Source organism: Paenibacillus sp. CECT 9249, assembly GCF_918697855.1.
GTDB lineage: Bacteria > Bacillota > Bacilli > Paenibacillales > Paenibacillaceae > MSJ-34.
On the sequence record NZ_CAKKLI010000019.1, the window covers coordinates 32,205 to 58,350 of the forward strand.

The window sequence follows — 26,146 nt, forward strand, 5'->3', positions numbered from 1 at the left end:
CTATAATATAATATCGAAAATTGTCGATATATACTTATACTTCTTAGGAGGGTGAGTATATGCATCGGATCAAAAATATGAGACTAACCATACGTATGAAATTAATGATTGTTTCAATCCTTTTGTTGGCTGTACCTAGCCTTACGGTAGGAATGATCGGATATCAATCGGCCAAGACCAATCTGGAGGACCTTGGCGGAACCGGGCTGCAAAATTCCGTCAATTTTACGCTAAAATTAATCGAAGTGATGGATTGGCAAGTGAAGAACGGCAGCATGACGTTAGAAGAAGCGCAAGAAGCGGTAAAGATCGAAATTCTCGGGGAGAAAGACGCGAACGGCAAAAGGCCGATCGACAAGAGCATCGATTTAGGGGAGAACGGTTATTTGCTCGTCCTTGACAAGCAAGGGATGACTCTTGCTTCGCCGATTACGGAAGGGCAAAATTCATGGGATTCGCAAACGAAAGACGGGCGCTATTTCACCAGGGAACTGATTGAAAAAGCGACGAACGGCGGCGGTTTCACCACTTACGAATTCGCCTTGCCGAACGAGCCGGACGTGATCGCCGCCAAGTTGGCTTACGCCAAGCTGGATCCCTATTGGGGCTGGGTCGTCGTAGGCGGAACCTATTTAATGGATTTTAACAGCAGCGCCAACGATATTTTAACGAAGCTGATTCTTACGTTGATCGTCTCGATCCTCCTCGGAACGGCGATCATCGTGTGGTTTGCGAGCAGCCTCAGCAAGCCGATCTCGACCTTGGCGGTCAAAGCCAAACGGATCGCCGAAGGCGACTTGACGATCGACCTGCAAAACATTCGCAACCGGGACGAGGTCGGCGATCTCAACCGCAACTTCAACCAAATGGTTCACGATCTGAAGGAATTGATCGGGCAAGTGTCGCTCCATTCGATGCAGGTAGCCGCCACTTCGCAGCAATTGATGGCCGGTTCGGAGCAGACGAGCAAAGCGGCCGAGCAAATCGCCGGCTCGATCCAAGAGATGGCGAGCGGGGCCGAACGGCAAGTCGCGGGGATCAATGAAACGACACGCAACGTAACGGAGATGTCGGAAGGTCTCGAGACGATGACGGCAACGTTCCAGACGGTCCATGCGTCATCAAGGCAAGCTTCGGCGATTGCCGGCGAAGGGAATCAAGTCGTCCGCCAAGCGGTCGACACGATGAACGCCATTCATGAGAAAGTCTCGGCAGCGGCGGGAGTTGTTCATACTTTCGGCGACAAGTCGCAGCAAATCGGCAGCATCATCGAGTTGATCTCTGAAATTGCGGCGCAGACGAATTTGTTGGCGCTCAATGCGGCGATCGAAGCGGCCAGAGCGGGAGAACAAGGGCGCGGATTTGCCGTCGTGGCAGGCGAAGTGCGTAAATTAGCCGAACAATCGAGCGCGGCGGCCGAGCAAATTAGCGAACTCATTGGGGAAATTCAATCGGGCGCCGTCCAAGCGATCGATGCGATGACAGACGGTAGGTCAACGGTGCAGAGCGGAATCGATATGGTGCGTCAAGCGGGCGGTTCGTTCAACGATATTTATCAAGCGATCGAGCAAGTAACCGTGCAAGCGGGTGAGATGAACGAAGCGATCCGGCAAATGAACGAAGCGTCGCAATCGTTGGTTCGTTACATACGCGATGTTGCCGCGATCTCCGAAGAGTCGGCGGCCAATGCGGAGACAGTGGCAGCAGCGGCGGAAGAACAAAACGCTTCTATGGAAGAAATCTCGGCCGCCTCGAACAATCTGGCCGAAATGGCGGAGCAATTGCAGGAAACGGTACATCGATTTAAGATTGACCGCGATCGCGATTAAAAATAGAGAGAATAACCCCGGCTCGATAAGATGCGATGCCGGGGTTATTTGTTGTTGAATTAACTTACAGCGTCAATCCGCCGTTCTCGTCGACACTCGAGCCGGTCATAAAGCTTGCGCACGGCTGCGATAGCGAGTGTTTTTCCCTGGCGGACAATTGGGTTTTAGCCCACTTCCTGCTGCAAGCTGCCGCCCGTAAACTGGCTGTTGTATAGATCGGCGTAAAAGCCGTTTTGCGCAAGCAGTTCTTCATGCGTTCCCTTCTCGATCACGTCGCCGTCCTTCATGACGAGAATAATATCGGCGTCGCGGATCGTGGAAAGCCGATGCGCGATCACGAAGCTGGTGCGGCCTTTCATCAATTCGTTCATCGCTTTCTGGATATACACTTCGGTGCGCGTATCCACGCTGCTTGTCGCTTCGTCCAAGATCAGAATCGCCGGATCGGCCAGGATCGCACGGGCAATCGTCAGCAATTGCTTCTGCCCTTGGGAGATGTTCGACGCTTCCTCGTTCAAAATCGTATCATACCCGTCCGGCAGCGTCCGGATGAAATGGTCGGCATGCGCCGCTTTCGACGCATGGATAATCTCCCGCTCGGCCGCTCCTTCGCGCCCGTATCCGATATTGTCGCGGATCGTTCCGTTGAAGAGCCATGTGTCCTGGAGCACCATGCCGAACAAGCCGCGCAATTTGCCGCGCTCCATCTCCGTAATGCCGACGCCGTCGATCGTAATTTTGCCGTCGTTCACTTCATAGAAGCGCATCAGCAAATTGATCAGCGTCGTCTTGCCGGCCCCGGTCGGCCCCACGATCGCCACCGTCTGTCCTTGTTTCACGTCAATGTTCAATTGTTTCATTAGCGGAGAGTCGTCTTTATAACCGAACTTCACGTTCTCGAAACGGACATCGCCCCGCGGCGACGCGATACGCTTCGCATTCTCCGCCTCCGGCACTTCCTCCTCCTCGTCGAGCAGTTCGAATACCCGCTCGGCCGAAGCGATAGTCGATTGAATGACATTGGCGATATTGGCCAGTTGCGAGATCGGCTGCGTGAACTGTCTGGCGTATTGAATAAACGCTTGAATATCCCCGATTTCAATCGCTCTTTTCGTCACCAGCAGGCCCCCTACGACGCTGACGAGCACATAGCCGATATTGCCGACAAACATCATGAGCGGCATAATAATGCCGGAAATAAACTGCGCCTTCCAGCCGGATTGGTATAACTCCTCGTTTATTTCGTCGAACTTGGCAATCGATTTTTGCTCGTTGCCGAACGCTTTGACCACTTTGTGGCCTGTGAACATTTCTTCCACGTGGCCGTTTAATTCGCCCAGCGCCTTTTGTTGGCTAGCGAAATGTTTCTGCGACCGGGTCGCGACCGATTTGGTCACAAAGAAGCTGAGCGGCAGCGTCAAGATAACGATCAAAGTCATGATCGGGCTGATGGTCAGCATCATCACGATGACGCCGACAAGCGTCACGATCGAGGTGATGAGTTGCATCAAGCTTTGCTGCAACGTATTGCTAATATTGTCGACGTCGTTGACGGCCCGGCTCAAAATTTCCCCGTTCGTGCGCGAGTCGAAAAATTTCAGCGGCAGCTTCGCCAGTTTGGCGTTGACTTGTTTGCGCAAATCGTAGACAGTTCTCTGCGACACGCCCGCCATAATATATTGTTGGATATAGGCGAACAGCGCGCTGATGACATATAGTCCGGCCAATATCATAATCAACTGCCAAATGTATTGGAAATCGACCGCCGCACCCGGCACGCCGTTTATTTTCATCATAATGCCTTCGAACAGCTTCGTCGTCGCATTCCCCAATATTTTCGGGCTGACAATCGTGAATACGGTGCTGATAATGGCCGCGACGAATACGGCAATCAGCTTGACCCGATGCGGTTTTAAATATTGTATCAGCCGTTTGAGCGTGCCTTTGAAATCTTTGGCCTTCTGTACAGGCATGCCCATCCCCGGCGGGCCGCCGCCGGGGCCCCTGCCCGGTCCGCCGAGGGACGGCCCTTGTCTGCTTTGCGCACTCATGCTATCTCCTCCTCCGAGAGCTGCGAGGATACGATTTCGCGGTATACGCCGCAAGTATCCATCAGCTCTTGATGCTTGCCGATCCCTGCAATACGCCCTTCGTCAAGGACGATGATGCGATCCGCATCCATAACCGTGCTGACGCGTTGCGCGACGATGATGACAGCCGCCTCCGCCGTTTCTTGCTTCAACGCGGCGCGCAGCTTGGCGTCGGTTTTAAAGTCGAGCGCCGAGAAGCTGTCGTCGAATATATAAACCGCCGGCTTTCTAACAAGCGCCCGCGCGATCGACAAGCGCTGCTTCTGCCCGCCTGAGACGTTCGTTCCGCCTTGCGCGATGACCGAGTCGAAGCCGTCCTTCATGCCTGCAATAAATTCGGACGCCTGCGCAATATCCGCCGCATGCTTCACTTCTTCCTCCGTCGCCTTCTCGTTGCCGTAACGGATATTGTCCGCGATCGTTCCCGAGAACAGGACCGCCTTCTGCGGAACGAACCCGATTTTGGCGCGCAGCGCTTCCTGGGACATGCTCCGCACATCGACCCCGTCCACGAACACGGCGCCTTCATCGACATCGTAAAATCTTGGGATGAGACTGATCAACGTCGACTTGCCCGATCCGGTCCCGCCGATAACGGCTGTAATTTCCCCCGGACCGGTGCGGAACGAAATATTCGTAAGCGCCGGCTCTTCCGCGCCCGGATAGCTGAAGGTAACGTCTTGAAACTCGACATACCCTTCATTGCCGCCGGCTTGCTGCACCTGCGGCGCATCCTTGATATCAGGAACCATATCCAGCACTTCGTTAATCCGCACCGCAGAGACCGAAGCGCGAGGAATCATGACGAACATCATCGACATCATCAGCAGCGAGAACATAATTTGCATCGCATATTGAAGGAAAGCCATTAACGAACCGACCTGCATATCCCCGCTGTCGATCCGGATTCCGCCGAACCAAATGATCGCAATGCTCGAGAAATTCATGACAAGCATCATGACCGGCATAAGCGACGCCATAATTTTATTGACTTTAATCGCCGTTTCCGTCAAATCGCGGTTCGCTTGATCGAAGCGCCGCTGCTCGTAACCGTCGCGATTGAACGAGCGAATGACGCGAATTCCGGTCAGCCCCTCCCGCAGCACGAGATTAAGCTTGTCGAGTTTCACCTGCATCGCTTTGAAGAGCGGCATTCCTTTGCTGACGACGAGGAGAATGGCCCCGACGAGAATCGGAATGACCGCCACAAGAATGAGCGACAGCTTCGCATCCTTCGATACGGCCATTATAATGCCGCCGATACACATCATCGGCGCCATAACCATCATGCGCAGAATCATAATGAATACTTGCTGCACTTGGGTAATATCGTTTGTCGTCCTCGTAATGAGCGAAGCGGTCCCGATCTTGTCGAACTCGTTCAATGAGAAATTTTCCACATGCGAGAACACTTTGCCCCGAAGGATTTTACCGTAGCCGACCGAAATTTTGGACGATAAATAACTCGCCGCAATGGAGCAAATTACGCCTCCGGCCGCGACGAGCAGCATAAAGCCGCCTACTTTTAGAATGAGGGGCACGTCTCCCTCCACAATCCCCTTGTCTACAATATCCGCCATCAACGTCGGCAAATAAAGATCCGATAAGGTCTGCAAGAAAATAAGGACCAGTACGAAAACCACTGGAACCCAATACGGTTTCAAAAACCGGAACAACCTAATCACATTTCACCATCTCCTGACCCTTTTGTTAAAGCATGTTCCAAGGTATTTGTTCTTGTATGTTTATACTATACGACATGTATATGAACTGAATATGAACGGGAAATGCGAATAGGGCGTGTCATAGTGTCATAGGAGTCAATTTCATAATTCGCGCGGACCTACGCTTCTTGTTTGGCGCTAACGAAACTAACAATCCTTATTGGGCTCAAAATGACGACGTTCCAATCCTAACGAAAGCAGGTATCGTTATTCCTCGGAAATCGGCTGTCTTACCGCCTTTTCCCCCTCATTAGCGTGTTTCCGTTTCGTTACGCCAGCAACCAGGTGATTTAGCAGGCATTAGCGTGTTAACGTTTCGTTAGCTCGCTCGACGGGCCGTCAGCCACGAAGCTATTATGAAATTGACTCATAGGGCCAACATTTAGTCCGCCTTCTGTCGAAATCCCCTTCGTTCAGGAGAAGATGGTCGCGGGTACATTCAGTCCTTTGTCGGAATCCCCCTCATTCAGAAAGCGGATTTTTCGGTCAGACCATGCTCGTCAGTTTGCTTGAAGCCCTTCACGATTACCGGTCCTTGGCACCCGTCGGTCTTGGCGTCGGCGACCGTCCGGTAGTTAATATTTTGCAGTGATATCGGTGTTTTGTTCGATTGGGTTAACGCCAAATGCAAGATTCGTCCCTCCGCCCCACTGAACGAGAGGGATATCGACAGAAGGCGGCAGAAGCCCACTGGCGTTGCATTAACTTTTTTCAGCAAATATTGAGACAGCTGTGTGGGTTACGGTGCTATTCCTTCACATTTCTTCTGCCGCCCTGCTCCCCAAGTCGCGGACACAGGAGACGCTAATTGTGACAAACGGCCCGATTTCGGACCTTTTGCGGACATACGATCCTTTATTCGCGGCAAAAGCGCAAAAACAAGCCCTCCGACGAACAGATAACGGAACCACTGTCCGCCTAAACAGCGAAAAAGCGAGTTTGACGCAAAATAACGGCCGCTCGGTCCGGATAGCAATTCCTCAATGCAACGCCATTGGGCAGAAGCAGATGATCAGGACAGACAGAGCACTAGCGTTATGAGCTTGATGTCCAATGCAGCAGCCGCAACGCCAAAAGAAAAAGCCGAAGAGCGTCATGGCTTCTTCGGCCTTACAGTTATATCGTTAATTTCCCGCGGGAGAGGATTTGCACATCGTCGATATAGACGTCCGGTTCGTGAACGACCAAATCGATGTGAACGCCGGCGTCGATTGTGCCGCCGAATGTAATATTGCTGCCGAAGGCCACATGGATCGTCCCGTACACTTTCTCGTCCTCCAGCACGTTGCCGGTCACTCGCGCCTTATCGTTCGTACCGATGCCGAACTCGCCCAGCATCCGTCCGTCACCATCGCCCAATGTGGCGAGGAGCCGATCCGCGACCGATCCCTTCGCGTCTACCAAGCGTCCGCCCTCTACCGTTATCGTTAACGGGGAATCGATTTTCCCGATGCCGGCAACCGAACCGTCGACGACGATTTCGCCGGAAGCCGTTCCAAGGAGCGGCGCGATGTAAGCTTCGCCGGAAGGCAAATTGCCCGATTCGCCCGGGTTCAAGTACATCCCCGTACTCGGAATGCCGCTTGCGCCGTCGATCGAGAAACGCAATATTTTCCCGTCCTTCTCGATACGAACCTGGCGCCCTCTCGTCAATATTTCCGTCACTTTCTCGGTTCTTTCCTTCACTTGCTCATAATCGGCCGAAATCGCGCCTTCCACCAGCATATCTTCCGTAATGCCCGGCATCGTCGCTACCCGGACGCCGGCCGCGGCGGCGTTCTTCCGGGCCTTCGTATGCGTAAGCGAGAACTCCGTCGCGCACACGACGACGTTCGCCTGCTTCATCGCTTCCGCAATCGGGGCAGGCGGCTCCTCGCCGTCTCGTTGGCGTTCCGCCATGACCATAAGAATGGACTCGGATCCTATTCTCCGTCCCGCTTCGCATAACGCTTCCGCGATTTCTTTTTTCAACCGGTCGCAGACGACCAAAAGCGTCTCGTTCTCCTGCAAAGCTAAACATTGCCGCAATAAATTGATGCCGACTTCCACGTATTGCGCATCCATGACCGTCATCTCCTTACATTTGTTTTCATCCGTCATACGAATTCGGATACGACTTTCGCGACGAGCGAATTGGACAGAATCACCGGCAGTCCCGACCGGCGCTCGACGATCTTCTTATAATCCTCGATATATCCCATACAGTCAAGGAGAATCATCTCAGCCCCCTGGCGCACCAATTCGTCCGCCGCAGCCTCGAAGCCGCTCTCCTCCGAACCGTAGGGAGACGCCGCCGCGTAAACGGGAGCGATGCCGCTTGCGCGCCAATGGTCCGCGAGCGAATCCTCCTGCTCCAGCAACGGGACAATAATGCCTAGCGTTCGGTTCGCGGCAATGGAGGAGACCGCCGCCCGAATGACGCGATCCGGTTCGACGAGAACGGCCTTGCGCGTATGCAACTCTTCAAAGGTGCCCGTGCATAGCACCAAGATGATGCCGCAGCCCGTCTCCTCCAATAAATCGATCTTGTCCTGCAGCAAAGGCTCGATTTTCGCGCCGGACAAAACGACCGATTCGCCCGATAACAATTTGGTTGTCAGAAACTCGTCATTGCCTTCGGGCGCGAAATGGCGAGCGATGTCCTGAGCGGTCATTCCGTCCAATGCGCCGGCCTGAACAATTTCGGCCTTCTCCCCGATATATTTCTCCAAAATCGGACCGACATCGGAACGGGGGGCTTGGCCGATCGTGACCGCACCTAATTTTTTCATCGTGATTCCGCGTTCCCTTTCGTTTGCAAAATTTTCATCGAGCCGTACAGCCGCTCCAACAGCGCAAATTCTTCTTCATCGTAAAATTTGCAAATGCCGTTCGTAAACTCTTTCGCGACTTCAATCGCAAAGCGGGCCGCAGCGGCGATATCCACCTCATGGCTCGCTCCCGTTCCGCAGCCCGGCACCGCCGATTGCGCGGTGATCGCCACGCCGACCACCGGCGCTGACGTGGCAACGGCAGGCTGCATAATGCTGTTGAAATGAAACAACCCGTTTCCGTACGGCGTAATATCCTGCATCGTAATCGGGAAGGTGACCGGCAAACTCGCGGTGGTCATTTCCATAATTCGCAGCAAATCTTCGCTTACGCGCAAAATATAGCCTTCCTTCGCCGTGGGGGAAATGGCAATTCCTTTATGGTTAATCAAGCGGTTGCCTTTGGACGTGTCAATGGACAACAGCGCGTCCATTTCTTCCGTGACCTGGAAGCGGTTCATCGTTTCGTCGTCCACCGGCGAATCCATAAAGTCGACGGGTACATGCGGCTGTGTCGGCGCATCCGGGCATATATGAGTCGTGATGATAACGTCTCCCTTCAACCGGTCGCCGTTCACGGCCATTTCGGCAAGCTTTAAAGCGGCGGCCAAGGCGGCGACGGCTCCGTCGGCATCGGAGACCATCCCGATACGGCTCGGACGGGCGCCGATCCCTCCAAGCTGCCCCAGGATGCCGAGCGTAGGCGCCGAGCCTCCGCCCGATTTGCCTTCCGTGCCGGGGATCTCGATCTTCACGAAATCGGTCTTCCCTTTATCGCCCTGCACCGTCTCTACCGTGACGTTCGCTTCCGGGTAAGGCGCGAATAACGCTTTGACCCGGTCCCCTGACACATATGCGCTATCGATGGTTTCGTATACTGTCAATGTCTGTTTCAATGTCATGGCTTACAAACTCCTTTTATAAGTAAATACGGAAAAATGCGAATCGGGGCATAAACCTTCCCTCTACAATATATACGATAAAATCGGCTTGCCGACAATCTCCTCGATCGGTTGCAGCAGCTTCCGATTGCGCATCGTCGCCCCCAAAATCAAGTTATGCCTCGGTACGGCGATAACGGCAACATTCCGGCCCCTACCGATCCGGGCCGATTCCAGCGGCAACCCGCTCTCGGCATCGAAGGTCATGATCAAGTCCGGAAACGTGGCGATCCGTTCGCCGCGAGCCTCGAGCGTCATGTATTCGTTCCAGAACGTCATCTCGAGCGAACCGATCTTGACGAATCCTACATCGAACCCTCCGGTCGTCCGCAGCTCGAATTCGGTCACTTGCCCGACGTCCACCAAACGTCCGCCCAGCAGAGAGGCGACCGCTTCCACGGCCTGCAACCCTTGATGCGATTGCATCGCTTGTCCGATGCGAATCGCTTGGCTGATCGCGCCGGGACATCCGTTCTCCTTCACATACGACACTTGCACCGGATTCCGCGCCACCGCGATCATGCCGCCCGCTTCGACGGAAGCTTGTCTTACAAGCGTTGATACATGTTCTACCGAACCGGAAGCGCATAGTTCGGTATAACGTTTGCCCTTGCCGCCGGCTGCGCCTTGCACGGAAACGTAGGACTCCAGTTCCGACAGATTCATGGAACCCATGCTTCCCGTCGGATGCGCGCGGCCGTTGCACGGCGCGTCCAGCACCGGCATTCCCGTTACGGCGGATTGAAACCAGCCGTTCACCGTCGTGCTCGCACCGTTTTCGTTTGTAATCATCGCCGATATGTTATGGCCCAACTTGTCCGTCAATAACTCCAAAGCCCTTATATAATGGACCGGCTTCACATATTGATCGGCAGCGGCCGGCGCCCCTACCGCAGAGACCGTTACCACCCAATCGTCATCGTTCATTTCGTCGATGGTGAAAAGCTGCGGATGTCCTACTTCCAATGCGAGCCTGCCAAGCTGTAGCCCTTCCTCGATCGGGCCTCCTCCGCCGCCTCCGAGCACGGCTCCGCCCAGCACAGCCGCTTCCATCATTTTTTCATCGATTTCAATGATCGCCAACTTGGCTCACCTTACCCTTTCTTCATGGAGAATACGGAACTGAAGAAGTTGTATAACGCATCCCCGGCGATAAAGCCTGCGGCCAGAATGCTGATCGGCGCTTCCGCCGCTTCTCCCTTCCACTTCGTAATGATCGTGCGGATCAGCAATCCGGCAAGCACCGCCCAGCCCGCTTCCGGATACGTGAGCAGCAAACCGGTCGAGAAGAGAATTCCCAATTGGCGTCTTTGCCCGCCAAGCCATTGCAGCAAAGCGCCCGGGATGGCCCAAATCAGCAATTCTTTCGCGATATCGCCCGAAACTCCCGCTTCGATCGTCGCCGCATATACCTTGTCCACCGGCGGCACCAAATCTTGCGCAAAATAGTGATTATACGTGAACAACACAACAATCAGCGCAATGCCGAACGCGATCATGGCACTCGTAAACTGCTGTCTCCGCCCGTCCTTCTCGAATTCGGGATCGCTGCCGTTGCCGCGGAGAATGTAACCTGCCTTCAAATCGAAGCCCATATCCGCAAAGGCCGGTCCGGTCGCCGCACTAAAGCCGACAAGCAGAGCCAAAGCCGTCGGCGGGAAGCCGATGAGCAAACCGATGATCAATGTGATAAGCGCCACGGCGAAAGCCGGGAACCAACCGGAATGCATCGCCGAGATTCCGACGATCAATTCATGGACATACGCCATAAATGCGGCGAAAATAATAAATCCGATAAACATGCCTACGGACATTTCGGTAATGAGGCCGCCAATCACCGCAACGATCAGCGAAACGATAAGATATAGTACGAATCCGACGATCAGGGAACAGGATGTTTCCGTTTTGGACTTTCTTTCCATGCTGTGCTCTTGTGCGCTTCCCTCTGCGGTTGCACTTGCGTCCCCATCGTCTTTCTTTTTCTTCTTCATAATGATCATCGTAACCTGGATCAGAGCCACCAGGCCGGCACCGATCATAAATCCGTGCGGAATGTACGAATCGGTCAGATCCACGCCCAACACCGGCATGGAATATCCTTTAATCAACAGGCCGATGCCGAACATGGCGAGCGCCCATACATTCCCGATAAACGCGACGCCGAAAGCGGACATCGGGATCCCGAATATGGAGCCGGCCACGCCGCCGGCAATGCCGAGACCCAGCAATCCGGCTCTCTTCCCGCCCTTATCGCCGGCGAAAATCGATTCCGCGGTCGCTCTTCCGTCAGGCCAAGTGCCGCTTGCGGGAAAAATATCCGTATTAAACAGCCTGTACAACATAAACGAATCGACGAACATCGCCAGAGCCGCACCGATCAACATCGGCATAATCAATTCCGTCTTGCCGAGAATGAACGGAATCCCGATCGGGATAAGCAAGCTGTTAGCCGCACCGTACGTAGCCGAAGAGATGGCTGTCTGAATCAGATTTTGGCGGTGAATGGACCGGTACTTGCGAAAAATCGCAACGGGAATCCGTGCGATCAACATAGCCAAGAGCGCCCCTATAATCGAGGTGCTGGCCGTAATCCCCAACGTGACAATCAATTGCATCCCGATGAGCGCGCCCAGAACCGCAGTGGCGACCGTCAGCAATAGCGTGAACGGTTCGATCGCTTTTGGATGTTTTCCGTGCTTAGTCTGTTTTTCCATGTCTCTTCCCCTTCTATTAGTAAATATTAAAAAATTATATGCATAATTATGCACTTTGTCATTAGCAAAGCCTTCCAATGAATACCGCTAATTCCCATATTATCCGACTTCGGCCTATTCGCTATTCACCCGTACCCGATACAAAGACACATTGATTAATTTTTTTTATTACTTTTATCTTAACGTTCTATTGGATTTATCATTATGCATAATGTAAGATAATCTTACAACGTGAGAAGGAATTCTCACAACGTGAACCCGACCGGGCGAAATCTTTGTATTATTAAGGAGGAGCACGCATGACCATCACTCAACAAGCTCAAACGGAAAATTTTACGGCAGCCAAACAATATGTGAATGAAGTTTTCGAGACGGTAAAGAAACGCAATCCGAACGAGAACGAATTCCACCAAGCCGTCAAAGAAATATTGGATTCCCTCGTCCCTGTATTCGCGAAACAACCTAAATATATGAACCATGCTATTTTGGAACGGATCGTAGAACCGGAGAGAGTCATTTCGTTTCGGGTTCCTTGGCTGGACGATCAAGGCAAAGTCCAGGTCAACCGCGGATTCCGCGTTCAATTCAACAGTGCGATCGGACCTTACAAAGGCGGCATCCGTTTCCACCCTTCCGTCAATGCCAGCATCATCAAGTTCCTCGGATTCGAACAAATTTTTAAAAATTCCTTGACCGGACAACCGATCGGCGGCGGCAAAGGCGGTTCGGACTTCGATCCGAAGGGCAAATCGGATAATGAAATTATGCGGTTTACGCAAAGCTTTATGACAGAACTGTATAAATATATCGGACCGGATACGGACGTTCCTGCCGGCGACATCGGGGTAGGCGCAAGAGAAATCGGATATATGTTCGGACAATATAAACGCATTCGCGGCGGCAACGAAGCGGGCGTGCTGACAGGGAAAGGCATCGTCTACGGCGGAAGCTTGACGAGAACGGAAGCGACAGGTTACGGTTGCGTATACTTCGTCGAAGAGATGCTGAAATCGAAGGACTTGAGCCTGGACGGCAGCACCGTCGTCGTGTCCGGATCGGGCAACGTCTCCATCTATGCGATCGAGAAGGCTCAGCAACTGGGCGCGAAGGTCGTTGCATGCAGCGATTCGAACGGATATATTTACGACGAGAACGGCATCGACCTGGCTACGGTCAAAAGACTGAAAGAAGTCGAGCGCAAGCGGATTAAAGAATATGTGAACGAGCATCCGCATGCCGTTTACACGGAAGGCTGCGAAGGAATCTGGACGATTCCTTGCGATATCGCGCTTCCTTGCGCAACGCAAAACGAAATTGACGAGCGATCGGCGCAAATTCTGGTCGATAACGGAGTCAAAGCGGTTGCGGAGGGCGCGAACATGCCTTCTACGCTGGAAGCGATCGAAGTGTTCCTGAACAATAACGTTCTGTTCGGGCCTGCGAAAGCGGCGAATGCCGGCGGGGTTGCCGTATCCGCATTGGAAATGGCGCAGAACAGCATGCGATATTCCTGGACGTTCGAGGAAGTCGATGCGAAATTGCATCAAATCATGAAAAATATTTACGATAACAGCGTGAAAGCGTCCGAAGAGTACGGCTATGCCGGCAACTTGGTCGTCGGCGCCAACATCGCGGGCTTCTTGAAAGTGGCCGACGCTATGCTGGCACAAGGCGTTGTGTAGTCTATATCGAAACTTGAACCGCCCCTCCATGTCTTGCATGACATGACGAGGGGCGGTTTTGCGATGGTCGGTTCCTCACTTTGATAGGAATAATGTCGTCCTGCCTGCGAAAGCGGGGATCTATCCTGCATAAAATACAACATTTCACATCCTCCCCATATATTCATGATGCCTATGTTGTAGTTTTTACAGCATGCTGGTGGCAAAACGGGCTATCGTGCCCTTTTATCGGCGATAATGTTGTACAAAGTGCAGCATAAATGCTCTTTATATGCCTTTATATCCCTCATTATGTTGTATTCCGTACAACATGTGCGGCCCCATTCGTCGGTTTAGGGAAATGAACGGTGCACAAGACCGTATTTTGACCCGATGCCACGGCGCGATCGGCCTGAGAATGTATCCGGTTTGCGGAGCTCATCCCTTGGCGCCGCGCCATCGGCCTGAAACGCAACAAAACATTCCATGCATCGCTAGTGATGAATGACGCTTTTCCTCCGGCGTCCGCTACACTTGGTCGGCTGCCCCCAGCTTGATCAGAATTCTCCGCTTGCGGTACAGCATTTTCCCTGTTTCGGCTACATCCTCCACCGTCGATTTATTCAGAAACGCGCCGAATACCATGCCGGCGACCGGAATCATCTGGAACAGCTTTTTCCAACCGAAGTTGTCGACATACGCCGTAATCGTTTCCCTCCAGCCTTGAAGCTGCGAGACGACCTGCTGATGGCGCAGCTCGCCGTCGAAAGACGCCAGCTCGTCCAAAATCGCCTGCTTGCCGACAATATCCGAAGAAGAGAACTGCAAGCATTTGACGATAAAGACACGTTCGGCTTGATCGTTCGGGTCGAAGCCGTAGCAGATGGCGGTTTCCTGCAATACTTTGAGCGAGAGCCCGAGCAAGGCGGGAATATCGATGGCGAGCGTAAACAAACCGCCGAAGCCTGTCGTAGCCCCTTGGAAAAAGGCCATATTTTTGCGCGAATGCTGCAATTCCGCCGCCGTCCTATCCATCGCGCCGAGCGGTAAAGAATGCGCATTATCCAACGTTACCGCATCCGCTTGCCCATAGGTTTGCCTCGCCTGACGCTCCAACTGCCGCAATATGCCGTTCTCATTGACCAAGTATCGGCCGCCGGTCTGTACGTAAGCGCCGATCTCGTCGATGATTTGCCCGATTTTGTCCTGCAAAAATTTCGGCGTCAACCGGTCCAACAGAACGAACGGCAATCGGCCAAGCTTCTCCCAGAACCACAAATCCCGCTGCTCTATCTCCCACTTCTCGACGACGGCAAGCTCCCGCATGAGCTCGGTTTGCGATTCATTGTACATGTTCGTCTTCCTTTCCTTCCGGAATCTATAACACTGAATACGATATGAAACCGACGCCGTTTCAATACGCTTGGGAAGGATAGTTCTCCGTCCTTTATGCAACAATATAACGAAAAGGAAATCGTTGGGGGCGCCGGGACGCGATGAAAAACATTTGGTTTCTTTACATAACGGACTTAAAACATATCGTACGAAATTGGGCAGCGGCAGTCATCCTGTCCGGGCTCGCCATCCTGCCTTCTCTTTACGCCTGGTTTAATATCGAAGCGTCATGGGACCCTTACGGCAACACCCGAGGCATCGCAATCGCGGTGGCCAACAACGACCGGGGAGCAACCATACTGGATAGGCCCATCAATATCGGGAAAGAAATCGTCGCTTCGTTGCGGGAGAACCGGCAAATCGGCTGGACGTTCGTGGACGAGGAAGAAGCGTTATCCGGCGTCAAGCATGGGACGTACTACGCCAGCATCGTCATTCCCGAGGAATTCTCCGGACGAATCGCCACGGTGCTGTCCAACGAACCGGTCAAGGCGGAAATTTTCTATTATGTCAACGAAAAAATTAACGCCGTCGCTCCGAAAATCACATCCAAAGGTGCCTCGAACATTATCGATCAAGTTAGCTCCAATTTTGTGAAAACGGCCAACGGGGCCATTTTCAGAGCTTTTAACGAACTGGGCGTTGAATTGAAGAACGAATTGCCGACGATCGAAAAGGTAAAAAATTTGGTCTTTCGCCTGGAGGCTTCCTTTCCCGAAATCAATCGCACGGTGAGTACGGCGTTGAACGACGTCACTAAAGCGAATCAAATCGTCGGCGAAGCGCAGGCCAATCTCCCCGCGATCGTCGAGATCGGCAAAAAGGCGGAGAACTTCTCGCGCGGCCTAAGCCAGCTTCTCGGGTACAGCCGGGAAGGAGTCGAGGCCATATCCCCTTATATCAAACAGGATCTCGGGTCGCTGCAGCAAACCGCGCTCGCGATGGCGCAAGTCGCCTCGATCCTCCGCGACGCCAATACGGACCCGTCGCTTGCCGTTCAGGTGTTGGATCAAGCCGCAAGGCGGCTGGGCACGGCTATAACGTTAGCAGACGGGCTGAGCGGCTGGTTCGACAGGCTGAACCGCTACACGCCGGGCGCTCCGTTCACCTCCGTGACGAATAAGCTGCAGCAGATCCGAACGAGACTGGAGCAGCAGCAAACGATCGCAGCGGAACTGAAGGACGCCATCGGCCGCGGAGAAGCCGCCTCCGCCGAGCTCGTCGACCGGTTCGAGCGGCTCGCCGAGGAAACGGCGGCGCTGACCGGCGACTTGCTGGACCGGTACGATCGCGAAATCAAGCCGAAAGTGCTTGAGGGGCTGGGAAACGCCAAGAATGCGGTCGATTCGGCGCAATCCCTGCTTGCGGGGGCGCTTGCCCGGGTGCCGGACGCAGACCAAATCTTGAAGGACGCTTCCCGGATTCTAGCGATAGGACAAGATGAGATTGCGGCCATTCAAAAAGAACTGCCCTTCGTCCAAGCGAAAATAAAAGATATCGCGGACAAAATGAGGGCGTTACAAGCGCGAGGAGAAATTGAAGAGATCATTTCGTTGTTAAAGCATAATTTTGAAAAAGAGAGCGAGTTTTTCGCCGAGCCCGTCGTTTTGAAAGAAACGAAACTATACCCGATTCCGAACTACGGTTCGGCGATGTCGCCGTTTTTTACGACGCTTTCGTTATGGGTAGGCGCTTTGCTCCTCGTCTCCTTGCTGACGGTGGACGTCCATAACGGAAGCAAGCCGTTTACCAACGTGCAAATCTATTTCGGAAGATACTTCACCTTCGCAACGATCGCCTTATTGCAGGCGCTGTTCGTCACGCTCGGCGATATTTACTTGTTGGGCGCATACGTGCTGAACAAGATATGGTTTATCGGCTTCGGATTGCTGCTTAGCCTCGTATTCATGTTGATCGTATATACGCTGGTATCGGTGTTCGGCAATGTCGGCAAAGCGATGGCGATCGTGCTGCTCGTGCTGCAGTTGGCCGGCTCCGGCGGCACGTTCCCGATCCAGGTGACGCCGCCTTTTTTCCAAGCCATTTATCCCTATTTGCCGTTTACCTACGCCATTAGCATGATGCGGGAAGCCGTCGGCGGCATCCTGTGGGATATTGTGTGGCGCGACTTGATCATGATGGCGGTCTACGCGGGAATCGCGCTCGTGATCGGCCTGGCGCTTAAAACGCCGATCAACAAAGCAAGCGCCCGCTTCGTTCGCAAGGCGAAGGAGAGCGGGCTGATCCATTAAGCGTTATTCCGCTAGTTCGATGCGGAACGCATATATCCGGGCAGTCTGACGACGGCTACGGCCAGCCCTGCCAGCCCGAATGTCAGCAGCACGAGTACCGGCCCCATGACGTCGCCGATATGGGCGCCGTGCGCCATGACATTCTGCAAGGAATGCTGCGCCCAATATTGCGGCGTGAAATGGCCGATCGTTTGAACGAATGGCGGCATCAGGTAAGAGGGCATCCACAATCCGCCAATCATCGCGCCGCCCGTCGCAATGAGCTGGGTGGTCACCATGGCCGCACCCTCGCCGGGGACGATGAACGACAAGCCTAGCCCAATGCCGGTTCCTGCAATGCTTAACGCCGCGACGATGATCGCGAGCGCCGCCACGTCTCCCAAATTCAAATGGTAGACGAAATGCCCGAAAGCGAACAGGACGACGCATTGCGCGATCACGGTCAGCACGAACGGAACCCACATGCCGATCAAGTACTGAAGCGGCTTGACGGCCGTGCTGCGGACTCTTGCCAGCAGCCCGTTCTTCTTCTCTTCGAAAAACCGCCGCGACATCGTAATCATAATGAAAAATACGAACATCACCGTCATGCCCGGGACGAGTTGAGCGATCACATCCACGCGCTCGGACGATGTTGGCACATGATCGATACGGATGGGAGAAGCCAGCGTTTGCTCCGCTTGGGCTTTCGTCTCTCCTTTGGCGATCAGCGCATGGGACAGTTTCTGTTCACGGTATTCATTGGAGATGCCGTTCAATATCGCTTGGATTGGCGCAAGAGAAGATTGGGCCGCAGGATCCTCGTACAGTTGAATGCCCGCCACTTCCCCCTTCTTCATGGCTGTTTCAAAGCCGCTTGGAATGACCAGAACGGCCGAGAACTGCCCTTGCTTGATACGGTCGATCTGGTCGTTCAAGCTGGCTGCTTCCTCCAGGCTCACTGTCATCGCCTGTCCCACTTGGCCGAGGAACGCCCGCGACGCCTCCGTTCCGTCTTGGTCAACGGCTTGAATCTCAATCGAAAAAGAATCATTGGAGCCGACGCCGAACACCGTTCCGAACATAACAATAAACAAGATCGGCATCAGCAGCAGGAAGAAGAAGCTGCGCTTATCTTTCCGTATGAGCTTTAATTCTTTGACAATAATCGCCTTCATCTCTATTCTCCTTCCCCTAGTCTCTCAATGCGGTTCCAGTGACGCGCAGAAAGACGCTTTCCAGCGACGGCCTAACCACTTCCAATTGCTTGACATCCCATCGTTGCTGCGACGCTTGCCCCAATAGCCGCTGCATAACCGTACCGACCCGCTCGGTTTCCAGAACCCATCCCGAGCCTTCCTTGTGCGCATGGAACACATCCGGATCGTGCGGCGGCTCGCTCAAGCCGGCCGCTTCCAAATAAATCGCCTTGCGGCCGTAGCGTTCGAGCAATTCGCCCAGCGGACCGATCGCTTTCACCGAACCTTGGTCCATAATCGCCACTTCGTCGCACAGCGCTTCCACTTCTTCCATATAGTGCGTCGAGTAAATGATCGTCACGCCTTCCCGGTTCAACTCCCGGATCAAATCGAAAATATGATTGCGCGACTGCGGATCGATGCCCACGGTCGGCTCGTCGAGAATGAGCAGCTTCGGCCGGTGCAGCAATGCCGCGGCGATGTTGATGCGCCTTTTCATCCCGCCGGAGAAAGTCTGCACCTCCTGCTTGGCCCGTTCCGACAACCCTGTTCTCTCCAGCACATCGTAAATGCGCCGTTTCAATTCATTGCCGCGAATGCCGTATGTTTGCCCAAAAAATTCGAGATTGTCGTAAGCACTCAGCTTCTCGTACAGCGTAATCTCTTGCGGCACATAACCGATGTAACGGGAGACCGCATCGGGGTTCTCCGTCATTTCGCGTCCGAACAATCGGGCAGACCCGCCGTCCGCTTTCACGATTCCCGTCAATATTTTCATTGTAGTCGATTTCCCGGCCCCGTTCGGTCCGAGAAAACCGAAGGAAGTTCCCGCCTTGAGCGAGAAGGTTACGTCTTGAAGCGCTTGTTTCTTGGCATACGATTTGCGCAAGTTCGAAACTTCCAAAATCGTTTCCGCGGCCGATTGAATCGTTGCCTGTGTCATGATCTTTCCCCCTTCATACTCCATTTCTTTTCCACAAATAAAACGAATAACAACCGAAATAAGATATAAATAGGCCAAGTATAAAGAAAGCTAGCACAATTCCGTAATCTTGACCGGATACCTCGTTGCTAATCAGCTCTCTTACGCCGTATCGAATCACCGCATAGATCGCAATAAAGAGCAGTAAAAGCCCGTATTTTTGCCATTTGTTCCGATCCGCCATTTCCTTTCTTTTGACCCTGACATAATAGCGAAAATAACCGACAAGCAATCCGATGACGAAAATCAGCATAAAGAAATAAAATAAAGGCTGGCGGTCGGCCAAAGCTTTGACCGTTGTCGCGAGAAACACGATGCAGAGAATGGAAAATACGAGACCATAATAATAGATCGACCTGTTTCTCAAGGTACCCGCCTCCTTCCGGATGATCAAATCGGTGATCCTTCCCGCCCGCAAAACCGGACCCTTAAGATAATTTACGGTCCAGAATATAGGCGCACAACCGAACGAGCAAGTATGCGGCCAACCAACTGAGCGCCATGCAAGCCGGTACGATCCATGAGAACGGGAACCAAATCGCCTTCCCCTCCGACAATAATAAGTTGTCCGCATCGGACCATCCGAAGCCGGGTGCCCAGTAGATAAAGCTCATTCCGCTCATAATGACGACCCAAAGAAGCGGAGTCAGCGGACGAAGGGAGCTATACTGCGAAAGGCATGTTACCATTCCAAGCGCGATAATAAGCGGGCTAAATCCGGCAGGAAGAATGAGCCAATTGATTCCCGCCACCATGAAACCGCCTACTTCGGCAAGCGTATGATGTCCGAGCGTCACCGCGATAAACAAGGCATATACCGATAGGATCGCATAGGCGGCAACAAGGATCGCGATCGTCCGCAGCCATGCGCCGAACCATTTGGCTCCCGCGAGGCTAAGGCGCGAGTACGGCAAAGTCAGCCACCATCCGTGCGTCTCGTTCTCCCATTCCCTCTTCGCCGTTCCGAAACCGAAAAAAAACATCATATACGGGAAACCTGTCGTAACAAACCAAAGCCCTCCCAGCCGCAGTTCGTCCTGGAGGGCATAATAAACGGTTGCCCCGATGCCGATAGCGACCAACAGCAATAAATAAACGATCCACCACCACTTCGCGACCGACGGCCGCTGCTGCTTCCTCCGGCTTCCCTTCCATTTGAATTCATGGCGTACAAGCGCCCAAAACGTTCCGGTCGAATTCAATGTTTCCACTCCTTCTTATACAAAGTCCGAAAGACGTCATGCAACGATCCGTATTCCGCCCGCAAATCTTCCGTCTCCCCCGACCAAATGGCTCGACCTTGATTCATCATGACCGTATAGTCAAACAGCCCTTCGACTTCCCGAATATCATGCGTGCTGATCAATACCGTCTGATCGCGTTCTTCCAAATAATCGATCAAACCGGAAACGATGGCTTCCCGGGAAATAACGTCGATTCCCGCAAACGGTTCGTCCAGAATGACGAGCGGCACTTCGCGCGCCAAACAAAGAATAAGCATCACCCTGGCTTCCTGTCCGCGGCTCATCCCTCCGACTCTCATCTCGATTTCGATATCCATGAATCCCGCTAATTTCTGCGCCTGATCCATGCGGAAGCCGGGCAGGAACGATTGCCCCCATTCGAATGCCTGCAGAACGGTATGGTTGGGGTACCACCGGGCCCGGTCCGGCAAATAAGCGATGCCGCGGTTCGTTTGCCAGCCTGCGGGTTGCCCCAGCACTGCGAGTTTCCCTTGGTCCGGCTTGACGAGCCCGGTAAGCGTACGGAAAAATGTCGATTTCCCGCAGCCGTTCGGGCCGAGGATGCCGGCGATTCTCCCGGTCGGAATGACGATATCCAATCCGTCGAGCGCCTTTTTGTTGCCGTAACGCTTTGTCACCTGTTCGGAAACAATGATGGGCTGCGTCATGATGGTGTTCCTCCCTTATCCGAATCATAGTTTTGCTCAATATATTTTTGAATGTCGGCCCAGGACAGCCCCAGACTCTTCATCTGATCCAGAAACGTATCGATATACCTTGCGGCAAGATCTTGCCGGAACGATTGGACGCGCTCGAGCGATGAGGTAACATACGTCCCCTGTCCCCGCCGCTTCTCCGTTAAGCCGTCCCGCTCCAATTCCTGATAGGCACGCATAACGGTGTTCGGATTCATCCGCAGTTGCTGCGCCAATTCCCGTACCGAAGGCATCTTCTCTCCCAATTCGATCTCCCCTTTTGCGATCGAGCTTCTCACTTGATCCAATATTTGTTCGTATAACGGTTGACTGAAGTCGATTCGGAATCGAAGCGAGCCAACCCGTTGTTCTTCCATGGCCGTTCCTCCTGTCTCACCGCATCGTCGACATCGGTGATTTAAGTGTATTATATCACTTAATACACTTAATGCAAGCAGGAAATTTGCTGAAAATAAGAACAACGCCCCCGGCTTCATGGCCAAGAGCGTTGTTATACGGCACAGCATTCAATAATGCTTCGTTTGAAGCTGGCTCAAACTTTTAAATTCATATCCCTGTTTCCGCGCGTCGTCAATCATTTGGCCCAAAGCCTCGGCATTATCCTTGGAGACGGAATGGAGCAGAATGACCGCGCCCGGATGAAGCTGCGCCATGACACGGTCATACGCATAACGCCAGCCTCTTTGATCCTGGGTATCCCAATCTTTGTAGGCGATCGACCAGAACACGTTAGTATAACCTTGTTCCCGGCTCACCTTGAGCGTCCTTTCGCTAAAAATTCCTCTGGGCGGGCGCAGGAAAGGCATCTCTTGCTGGCCGGTGACGCTCGCAACCGCTTGTTTGACGCGGGCCAGTTCCTCGGCGATTCGCTCGTCCGACACCTGCGTCATGTCCGGATGGCTCCAGGAATGATTGCCGATCAAATGGCCTTCCGCGGTCATCCGCTTCAATAGATCGGGCTGATCCTTCACGTAATGCCCGGTTACGAAAAAAATCGCCGGTGCCTTCTTCGCTTTCAGCACATCCAAAATGTTGGCCGTATACCCGTTTTCATAACCGTTATCGAACGTGAGATACAATTCTTTCTGCGACGTATCCCCGAGAAAAATCGCTTGATGCTTTTGCAATATATCCTTGAATCCTTCCTCGTTGATCGAAGCCGGGCTGCCGTTGCCGCCTCTTTTAAAACCGAAGTGGTAAGCTCCGTCCGCCCGGGCGGCAGCCGTCCCTTGCAGCGATATGAGCAACCCGCATATGGCGGCGAACGCAATCCATGCCAGTTTCCGTTTTCTCACCGTTTCACTCCTATTCCATCATTGGTTATTGTTATCATTAGCGAAATGTTCGAGTTATATCCCTTGCGCTTCAACCCAAAAATATGTCCATCGATTCCAAAAAAGCGACATTTTGGAGAGCGGCGGATCCTTATATGATGAAGTCATGAAAGATCGAAGTTGAATCTTTCAACATCGAAATAGGGGGTAACGAGATGATGAAGAAAGTGTACAAGAGTTTGTCGAGCATGCTGCTCATGCTCGCAGTCGTCGCGCTTGTCGCCGCGGGATGCGGCGGCAAAGATGCGGGCAGCGGGAACGGCTCGGCGCCGGATACAAACGCCGGTAGCGGAGGCGGAGGCGGAACGACGCAAATTTTGTTCTGGAGCCCGTTCTCCGGCTCCGACGGCCCGTTCATGAAAAAAATCGTAGATCAATACAACGCTTCGCAGGATCAGTATAAGGTCAATTTCGTCATTCAGCCGAACGGCGAATATTACAAGCAGTTGGATGTCGCTCTCAGTTCGTCCAAAGAGCGCCCGGATTTGATGATTATGCATGTCGATACGGTGCCGACTTACGTCAACAAGGGGCAATTGCAGCCTCTGGACGACATTGCGGCGTCGGCGGGCATCAATAAGGAAGATTATGTCGAGGCGCCGGTCGAATACGCCACCATCGACGGCAAATGGTACGAAATCCCGCTCGATATTCATCCGCTCGTCATGTATTACAATAAGGATCTGTTCGAGCAAGCGGGAATCCAAAACCCGCCGACAAACCGGGAGGAATTCGAATCCGCCGTGGAGAAACTGACCGATAAAGACAAGGGCGTATACGGATATGTGCTGCCGACCTTATGGCCGCAGCAGTTTATCTTCCCGACCCTCGTCTGGCAGAACGGCGGCGAGCTGTGGAACGGCAGCGACGTCGCTTACAATTCCCCGGAAGCGGTTGAAATGGTGCAATGGATGCGCAGCCTGGTCGATAAAGGATACTCGCCGGGCAATGTACAGCAGGACGGAGAGAATACGTTGTTCCTGCAAGGCAAAAACGCGATTCAGTTCAACGGCCCTTGGATGAAATCGCAATTCGACGAAGCCGGCCTGAACTACGGGGTTGCGCCGGTGCCGCAAATCGGCAAAGCGAAGCAGGCCGTATTCGCCGGTTCGCACGGTTTCGTCATTCCGAAAGATCTTGCCGATGAGAACAAAATTGCCGGCATCGGCGATTTTCTGAAATATGTCGCAACCAATTCGATGGATTGGGCGGCATCCGGCCAGGCGCTCGCCGCCAAACCGATGCTCGAAAGCGAAGAGTTCAAGCAGCTTGAAGTGCAAAACAATATCGCATCCAGCTTCTCCTACGTCCAATTCGCGCCGAACGTGCTGAATTGGGGGACGATTTCCGAGCCGATCTGGGGCGAGCTGAACAATGCGCTGCTCGGCAAGAAAGACGCGCAGCAAGCGATGGACGACGCCGCGGCGAAATCGAGACAAGCGATGAAAAATTAAAGCAGCGCAAATGCAGGGCACGGTGGAAGACGGGAATCCGATGAGACGCTCCCGTCTTTCTCTCTACCTTCATAAGGAGGGATTCTCATTGAAAAGCACGCTGCAATCTCGCTTGACTTCTACTTTATTCGTTCTGCCGTATTTGCTTTGTTTCGCGGCTTTCCTGCTCTTCCCGATCTTGTACGGCTTCTATATTAGTTTGCATCATTTCGAATTGTTATCCGTAACGCATCAGTTTGTCGGGTTCGAGCATTACCTGAAAATTTTCACCCCAGGCACGTATTTGAACAGCATTTTCTTCGACGGCCTATGGGCGACGGCGCAGTTCGTCCTCTATTCCGTTCCGCTGCTCATTATCGTCGGGCTGGGGCTGGCGCTGCTCGTCAACCGCCTTCCCGGCAAAATCCGCGGCTTGTTCCGCACGTTCTACTTTATGCCGTATGCCATCTCCGCTTCGGTCATGGCTGTCATATGGCTCATGATATTCGATACGAACGCAGGCTTTCTCAACAGCTTGCTCGGAAAAATGAACATTCCCCCGGTTCCGTGGCTGACCGACCAGCCTTGGGCTTGGGTTTCGCTCGTCTCCACAACGCTGTGGTGGACGATCGGATTCAATATGATCATTTTCATTAACGCTTTGAACCAGGTTCCCGACGATTATTACGAAGCGGCTTCGATCGACGGCGCGAACGCCTGGCATAAATTCGCGCGGATTACGCTGCCTTCCATCCGGCCCGTCATGCTGTTCGTCATGGTCACTTCCACGATCGCTTCGTTCAACATTTATGCGCAGCCGTTTCTATTGACGCGGGGCGGACCCGGCGATTCGACCAAAGTGCTGCTGATCAACGTGCTCGATCAAGCGTTCATTCGGAAGGAAATGGGCTCCGCTTCCGCCATGGCCATTCTAATGGCGATATTAATTATGATCGTCTCGGTCGTTCAATACCGTCTCACCTATGCCCGGAAGGAGGATGCATAATGAGAAAAGCCAACACGTTTCTATGGGTACTGGCAGCGATCATCATCGCCGCCGCATTTCTTCTCCCGCTCGTTTGGATGCTGTCCACTTCCTTCAAAAACGATTTCGAAGCGCTGGCGGGGAAAATGAACTTCATTCCGAACAAACCGACGCTGCAAAATTACATCCTCGGATTGAACGGCGAGCTAATGAACGTGCCGATATTACGCTGGATCGGCAACTCGTTGTTCGTCGGAATGGCGGGAACCGGAATCGTGCTGTTGTTCGATTCGATGGCGGCTTTCGCCTTGGCGCGGCTTACCGACCTCCCGTTCCGCAAGACGCTGTTCTCCATATTCGTCGCCTCGCTCATGATTCCGGGCGTATTGACTTTCTTGCCGATGTATATGGAGTTTAACGCATTGGGATTGATCAATACGTACTCCGCTTTAATTTTGCCATATTCGGCCGGCGCATTCGGGGTGTTTCTGTTGTATCAATTTTTCATCTCGTTTCCGAAGGAGATCGAGGAAGCCGCCAGAATCGACGGGGCGAATAAATGGCAGATTTACGCGCGGATTTTGCTGCCGTCGTCCGTCTCGATTATGGTCACGCTATGCATCTTTACCTTTATGGGCGTGTATAACGATTTCGTCTGGCCGTTATATGCCACAACATCTCCGGAAATGCGCACGATTACGGCGGGCATCGCCATGATGGCCCAGGGCAGCTACACGCAATCTTACGGCAAGTTGATGGCCATGACGACGATCGCCACGCTTCCCGTCCTGATCGTCTTCATCTTCGGACAGCGCTCGTTCGTCAAAGCGATTACGCAATCGGGCATCAAGTAAGGGG

General features: G+C 53.2%; 21 protein-coding genes. 6 read left to right on the forward strand and 15 right to left on the reverse strand.

The window, feature by feature from the left end; genetic code table 11:
- Window positions 1-59: 59 nt before the first annotated feature.
- Window positions 60-1,829 (forward strand): methyl-accepting chemotaxis protein, encoded by a 1,770-nt coding sequence (locus tag LQ229_RS14730; protein ID WP_216537780.1) that lies wholly within the window; start codon window positions 60-62, stop codon window positions 1,827-1,829.
- Window positions 1,830-1,993: 164 nt separating this feature from the next.
- Here LQ229_RS14730 and LQ229_RS14735 read toward each other — a convergent pair whose 3' ends face one another.
- From LQ229_RS14735 to LQ229_RS14765, 7 genes are all read right to left on the reverse strand, one after another.
- Window positions 1,994-3,880, reverse strand: a complete 1,887-nt coding sequence (locus LQ229_RS14735; RefSeq protein WP_230192141.1) for an ABC transporter ATP-binding protein — start codon at window positions 3,878-3,880, stop codon at window positions 1,994-1,996.
- A complete protein-coding gene (locus LQ229_RS14740; RefSeq protein ID WP_230192142.1) occupies window positions 3,877-5,604 on the reverse strand; it encodes an ABC transporter ATP-binding protein in 1,728 nt (575 codons plus the stop codon). Before LQ229_RS14740 ends, LQ229_RS14735 begins: the two co-directional genes overlap by 4 nt.
- Before the next feature lie 1,155 nt (window positions 5,605-6,759).
- Window positions 6,760-7,707 (reverse strand): aminopeptidase, encoded by a 948-nt coding sequence (locus LQ229_RS14745; protein ID WP_216536927.1) that lies wholly within the window; start codon window positions 7,705-7,707, stop codon window positions 6,760-6,762.
- Window positions 7,708-7,739: 32 nt separating this feature from the next.
- Window positions 7,740-8,414: an AroM family protein gene (locus LQ229_RS14750; RefSeq protein WP_230192143.1), complete on the reverse strand. Its 675-nt coding sequence runs from the start codon at window positions 8,412-8,414 to the stop codon at window positions 7,740-7,742.
- Window positions 8,411-9,355 carry a DUF1177 domain-containing protein gene (locus LQ229_RS14755; protein ID WP_216536925.1) on the reverse strand — a complete coding sequence of 315 codons (945 nt, stop codon included), beginning with the start codon at window positions 9,353-9,355 and terminating at the stop codon, window positions 8,411-8,413. Before LQ229_RS14755 ends, LQ229_RS14750 begins: the two co-directional genes overlap by 4 nt.
- A gap of 63 nt (window positions 9,356-9,418) precedes the next feature.
- Window positions 9,419-10,477, reverse strand: a complete 1,059-nt coding sequence (locus LQ229_RS14760; RefSeq protein WP_216536924.1) for a DUF917 family protein — start codon at window positions 10,475-10,477, stop codon at window positions 9,419-9,421.
- Between the two features lie 11 nt (window positions 10,478-10,488).
- Window positions 10,489-12,108, reverse strand: coding sequence for an OPT/YSL family transporter (locus LQ229_RS14765; RefSeq protein WP_230192144.1), 1,620 nt, complete (start codon window positions 12,106-12,108; stop codon window positions 10,489-10,491).
- Window positions 12,109-12,407: 299 nt separating this feature from the next.
- On the opposite strand from LQ229_RS14765, the gene gdhA reads away from it, so the two are divergent.
- The gene (gene gdhA, locus LQ229_RS14770; protein ID WP_216536922.1) at window positions 12,408-13,790 is read left to right on the forward strand and encodes an NADP-specific glutamate dehydrogenase; all 1,383 of its coding nucleotides are present in this window, start codon (window positions 12,408-12,410) and stop codon (window positions 13,788-13,790) included.
- Window positions 13,791-14,297: 507 nt separating this feature from the next.
- Here gdhA and LQ229_RS14775 read toward each other — a convergent pair.
- A complete protein-coding gene (locus LQ229_RS14775; RefSeq protein ID WP_216536921.1) occupies window positions 14,298-15,122 on the reverse strand; it encodes an EcsC family protein in 825 nt (274 codons plus the stop codon).
- Window positions 15,123-15,265: 143 nt separating this feature from the next.
- On the opposite strand from LQ229_RS14775, the gene LQ229_RS14780 reads away from it, so the two are divergent.
- Complete coding sequence (locus LQ229_RS14780) at window positions 15,266-17,416, forward strand: YhgE/Pip domain-containing protein (RefSeq protein ID WP_216536920.1); 2,151 nt, start codon at window positions 15,266-15,268, stop codon at window positions 17,414-17,416.
- Window positions 17,417-17,427: 11 nt separating this feature from the next.
- Here the strand turns inward: LQ229_RS14780 and LQ229_RS14785 are convergent, their stop codons facing one another.
- From LQ229_RS14785 to pdaA, 7 genes are all read right to left on the reverse strand, one after another.
- Window positions 17,428-18,573, reverse strand: coding sequence for an ABC transporter permease (locus tag LQ229_RS14785; RefSeq protein WP_216536919.1), 1,146 nt, complete (start codon window positions 18,571-18,573; stop codon window positions 17,428-17,430).
- Between the two features lie 16 nt (window positions 18,574-18,589).
- Window positions 18,590-19,537, reverse strand: a complete 948-nt coding sequence (locus LQ229_RS14790) for an ABC transporter ATP-binding protein (protein ID WP_216536918.1) — start codon at window positions 19,535-19,537, stop codon at window positions 18,590-18,592.
- 13 nt (window positions 19,538-19,550) lie between these two features.
- Window positions 19,551-19,943: a hypothetical protein gene (locus tag LQ229_RS14795; RefSeq protein WP_216536917.1), complete on the reverse strand. Its 393-nt coding sequence runs from the start codon at window positions 19,941-19,943 to the stop codon at window positions 19,551-19,553.
- Window positions 19,944-20,004: 61 nt separating this feature from the next.
- On the reverse strand, window positions 20,005-20,778 hold the full coding sequence (locus tag LQ229_RS14800) for an ABC transporter permease (protein ID WP_216536916.1): 774 nt from the start codon (window positions 20,776-20,778) through the stop codon (window positions 20,005-20,007).
- Window positions 20,775-21,488 (reverse strand): ABC transporter ATP-binding protein, encoded by a 714-nt coding sequence (locus LQ229_RS14805; RefSeq protein WP_216536915.1) that lies wholly within the window; start codon window positions 21,486-21,488, stop codon window positions 20,775-20,777. Before LQ229_RS14805 ends, LQ229_RS14800 begins: the two co-directional genes overlap by 4 nt.
- Window positions 21,485-21,892, reverse strand: coding sequence for a GntR family transcriptional regulator (locus LQ229_RS14810; protein ID WP_216536914.1), 408 nt, complete (start codon window positions 21,890-21,892; stop codon window positions 21,485-21,487). The genes LQ229_RS14805 and LQ229_RS14810 overlap by 4 nt, the downstream gene beginning before the upstream one ends.
- 150 nt (window positions 21,893-22,042) lie before the next feature.
- A complete protein-coding gene (gene pdaA / locus LQ229_RS14815) occupies window positions 22,043-22,792 on the reverse strand; it encodes a delta-lactam-biosynthetic de-N-acetylase (protein ID WP_230192168.1) in 750 nt (249 codons plus the stop codon).
- 233 nt (window positions 22,793-23,025) lie between these two features.
- Between pdaA and LQ229_RS14820 the strand changes: the two genes are divergently transcribed.
- The 3 genes from LQ229_RS14820 to LQ229_RS14830 all read left to right on the forward strand — a co-directional run bounded on the left by LQ229_RS14820 (window position 23,026) and on the right by LQ229_RS14830 (window position 26,142).
- Window positions 23,026-24,324, forward strand: a complete 1,299-nt coding sequence (locus LQ229_RS14820) for an ABC transporter substrate-binding protein (RefSeq protein ID WP_230192145.1) — start codon at window positions 23,026-23,028, stop codon at window positions 24,322-24,324.
- Between the two features lie 88 nt (window positions 24,325-24,412).
- The gene (locus LQ229_RS14825) at window positions 24,413-25,309 is read left to right on the forward strand and encodes a sugar ABC transporter permease (RefSeq protein ID WP_230192146.1); all 897 of its coding nucleotides are present in this window, start codon (window positions 24,413-24,415) and stop codon (window positions 25,307-25,309) included.
- On the forward strand, window positions 25,309-26,142 hold the full coding sequence (locus tag LQ229_RS14830) for a carbohydrate ABC transporter permease (RefSeq protein ID WP_216536911.1): 834 nt from the start codon (window positions 25,309-25,311) through the stop codon (window positions 26,140-26,142). The genes LQ229_RS14825 and LQ229_RS14830 overlap by 1 nt, the downstream gene beginning before the upstream one ends.
- Window positions 26,143-26,146: the final 4 nt, after the last annotated feature.

What these genes read in the sequence shown, in the direction of transcription:
- LQ229_RS14750 (WP_230192143.1), bottom strand. Translation starts at nt 8,414, where the DNA reads ATGAAAAAATTAGGTGCGGTCACGATCGGCCAAGCCCCCCGTTCCGAT.
- LQ229_RS14790 (WP_216536918.1), bottom strand. Translation starts at nt 19,537, where the DNA reads ATGACACAGGCAACGATTCAATCGGCCGCGGAAACGATTTTGGAAGTT.
- LQ229_RS14810 (WP_216536914.1), bottom strand. Translation starts at nt 21,892, where the DNA reads ATGGAAGAACAACGGGTTGGCTCGCTTCGATTCCGAATCGACTTCAGT.
- LQ229_RS14755 (WP_216536925.1), bottom strand. Translation starts at nt 9,355, where the DNA reads ATGACATTGAAACAGACATTGACAGTATACGAAACCATCGATAGCGCA.
- LQ229_RS14785 (WP_216536919.1), bottom strand. Translation starts at nt 18,573, where the DNA reads ATGAAGGCGATTATTGTCAAAGAATTAAAGCTCATACGGAAAGATAAG.
- LQ229_RS14830 (WP_216536911.1), top strand. Translation starts at nt 25,309, where the DNA reads ATGAGAAAAGCCAACACGTTTCTATGGGTACTGGCAGCGATCATCATC.
- gdhA (WP_216536922.1), top strand. Translation starts at nt 12,408, where the DNA reads ATGACCATCACTCAACAAGCTCAAACGGAAAATTTTACGGCAGCCAAA.
- LQ229_RS14805 (WP_216536915.1), bottom strand. Translation starts at nt 21,488, where the DNA reads ATGACGCAGCCCATCATTGTTTCCGAACAGGTGACAAAGCGTTACGGC.
- LQ229_RS14730 (WP_216537780.1), top strand. Translation starts at nt 60, where the DNA reads ATGCATCGGATCAAAAATATGAGACTAACCATACGTATGAAATTAATG.
- LQ229_RS14820 (WP_230192145.1), top strand. Translation starts at nt 23,026, where the DNA reads ATGATGAAGAAAGTGTACAAGAGTTTGTCGAGCATGCTGCTCATGCTC.
- LQ229_RS14775 (WP_216536921.1), bottom strand. Translation starts at nt 15,122, where the DNA reads ATGTACAATGAATCGCAAACCGAGCTCATGCGGGAGCTTGCCGTCGTC.
- LQ229_RS14745 (WP_216536927.1), bottom strand. Translation starts at nt 7,707, where the DNA reads ATGGATGCGCAATACGTGGAAGTCGGCATCAATTTATTGCGGCAATGT.
- LQ229_RS14735 (WP_230192141.1), bottom strand. Translation starts at nt 3,880, where the DNA reads ATGAGTGCGCAAAGCAGACAAGGGCCGTCCCTCGGCGGACCGGGCAGG.
- LQ229_RS14780 (WP_216536920.1), top strand. Translation starts at nt 15,266, where the DNA reads ATGAAAAACATTTGGTTTCTTTACATAACGGACTTAAAACATATCGTA.
- LQ229_RS14765 (WP_230192144.1), bottom strand. Translation starts at nt 12,108, where the DNA reads ATGGAAAAACAGACTAAGCACGGAAAACATCCAAAAGCGATCGAACCG.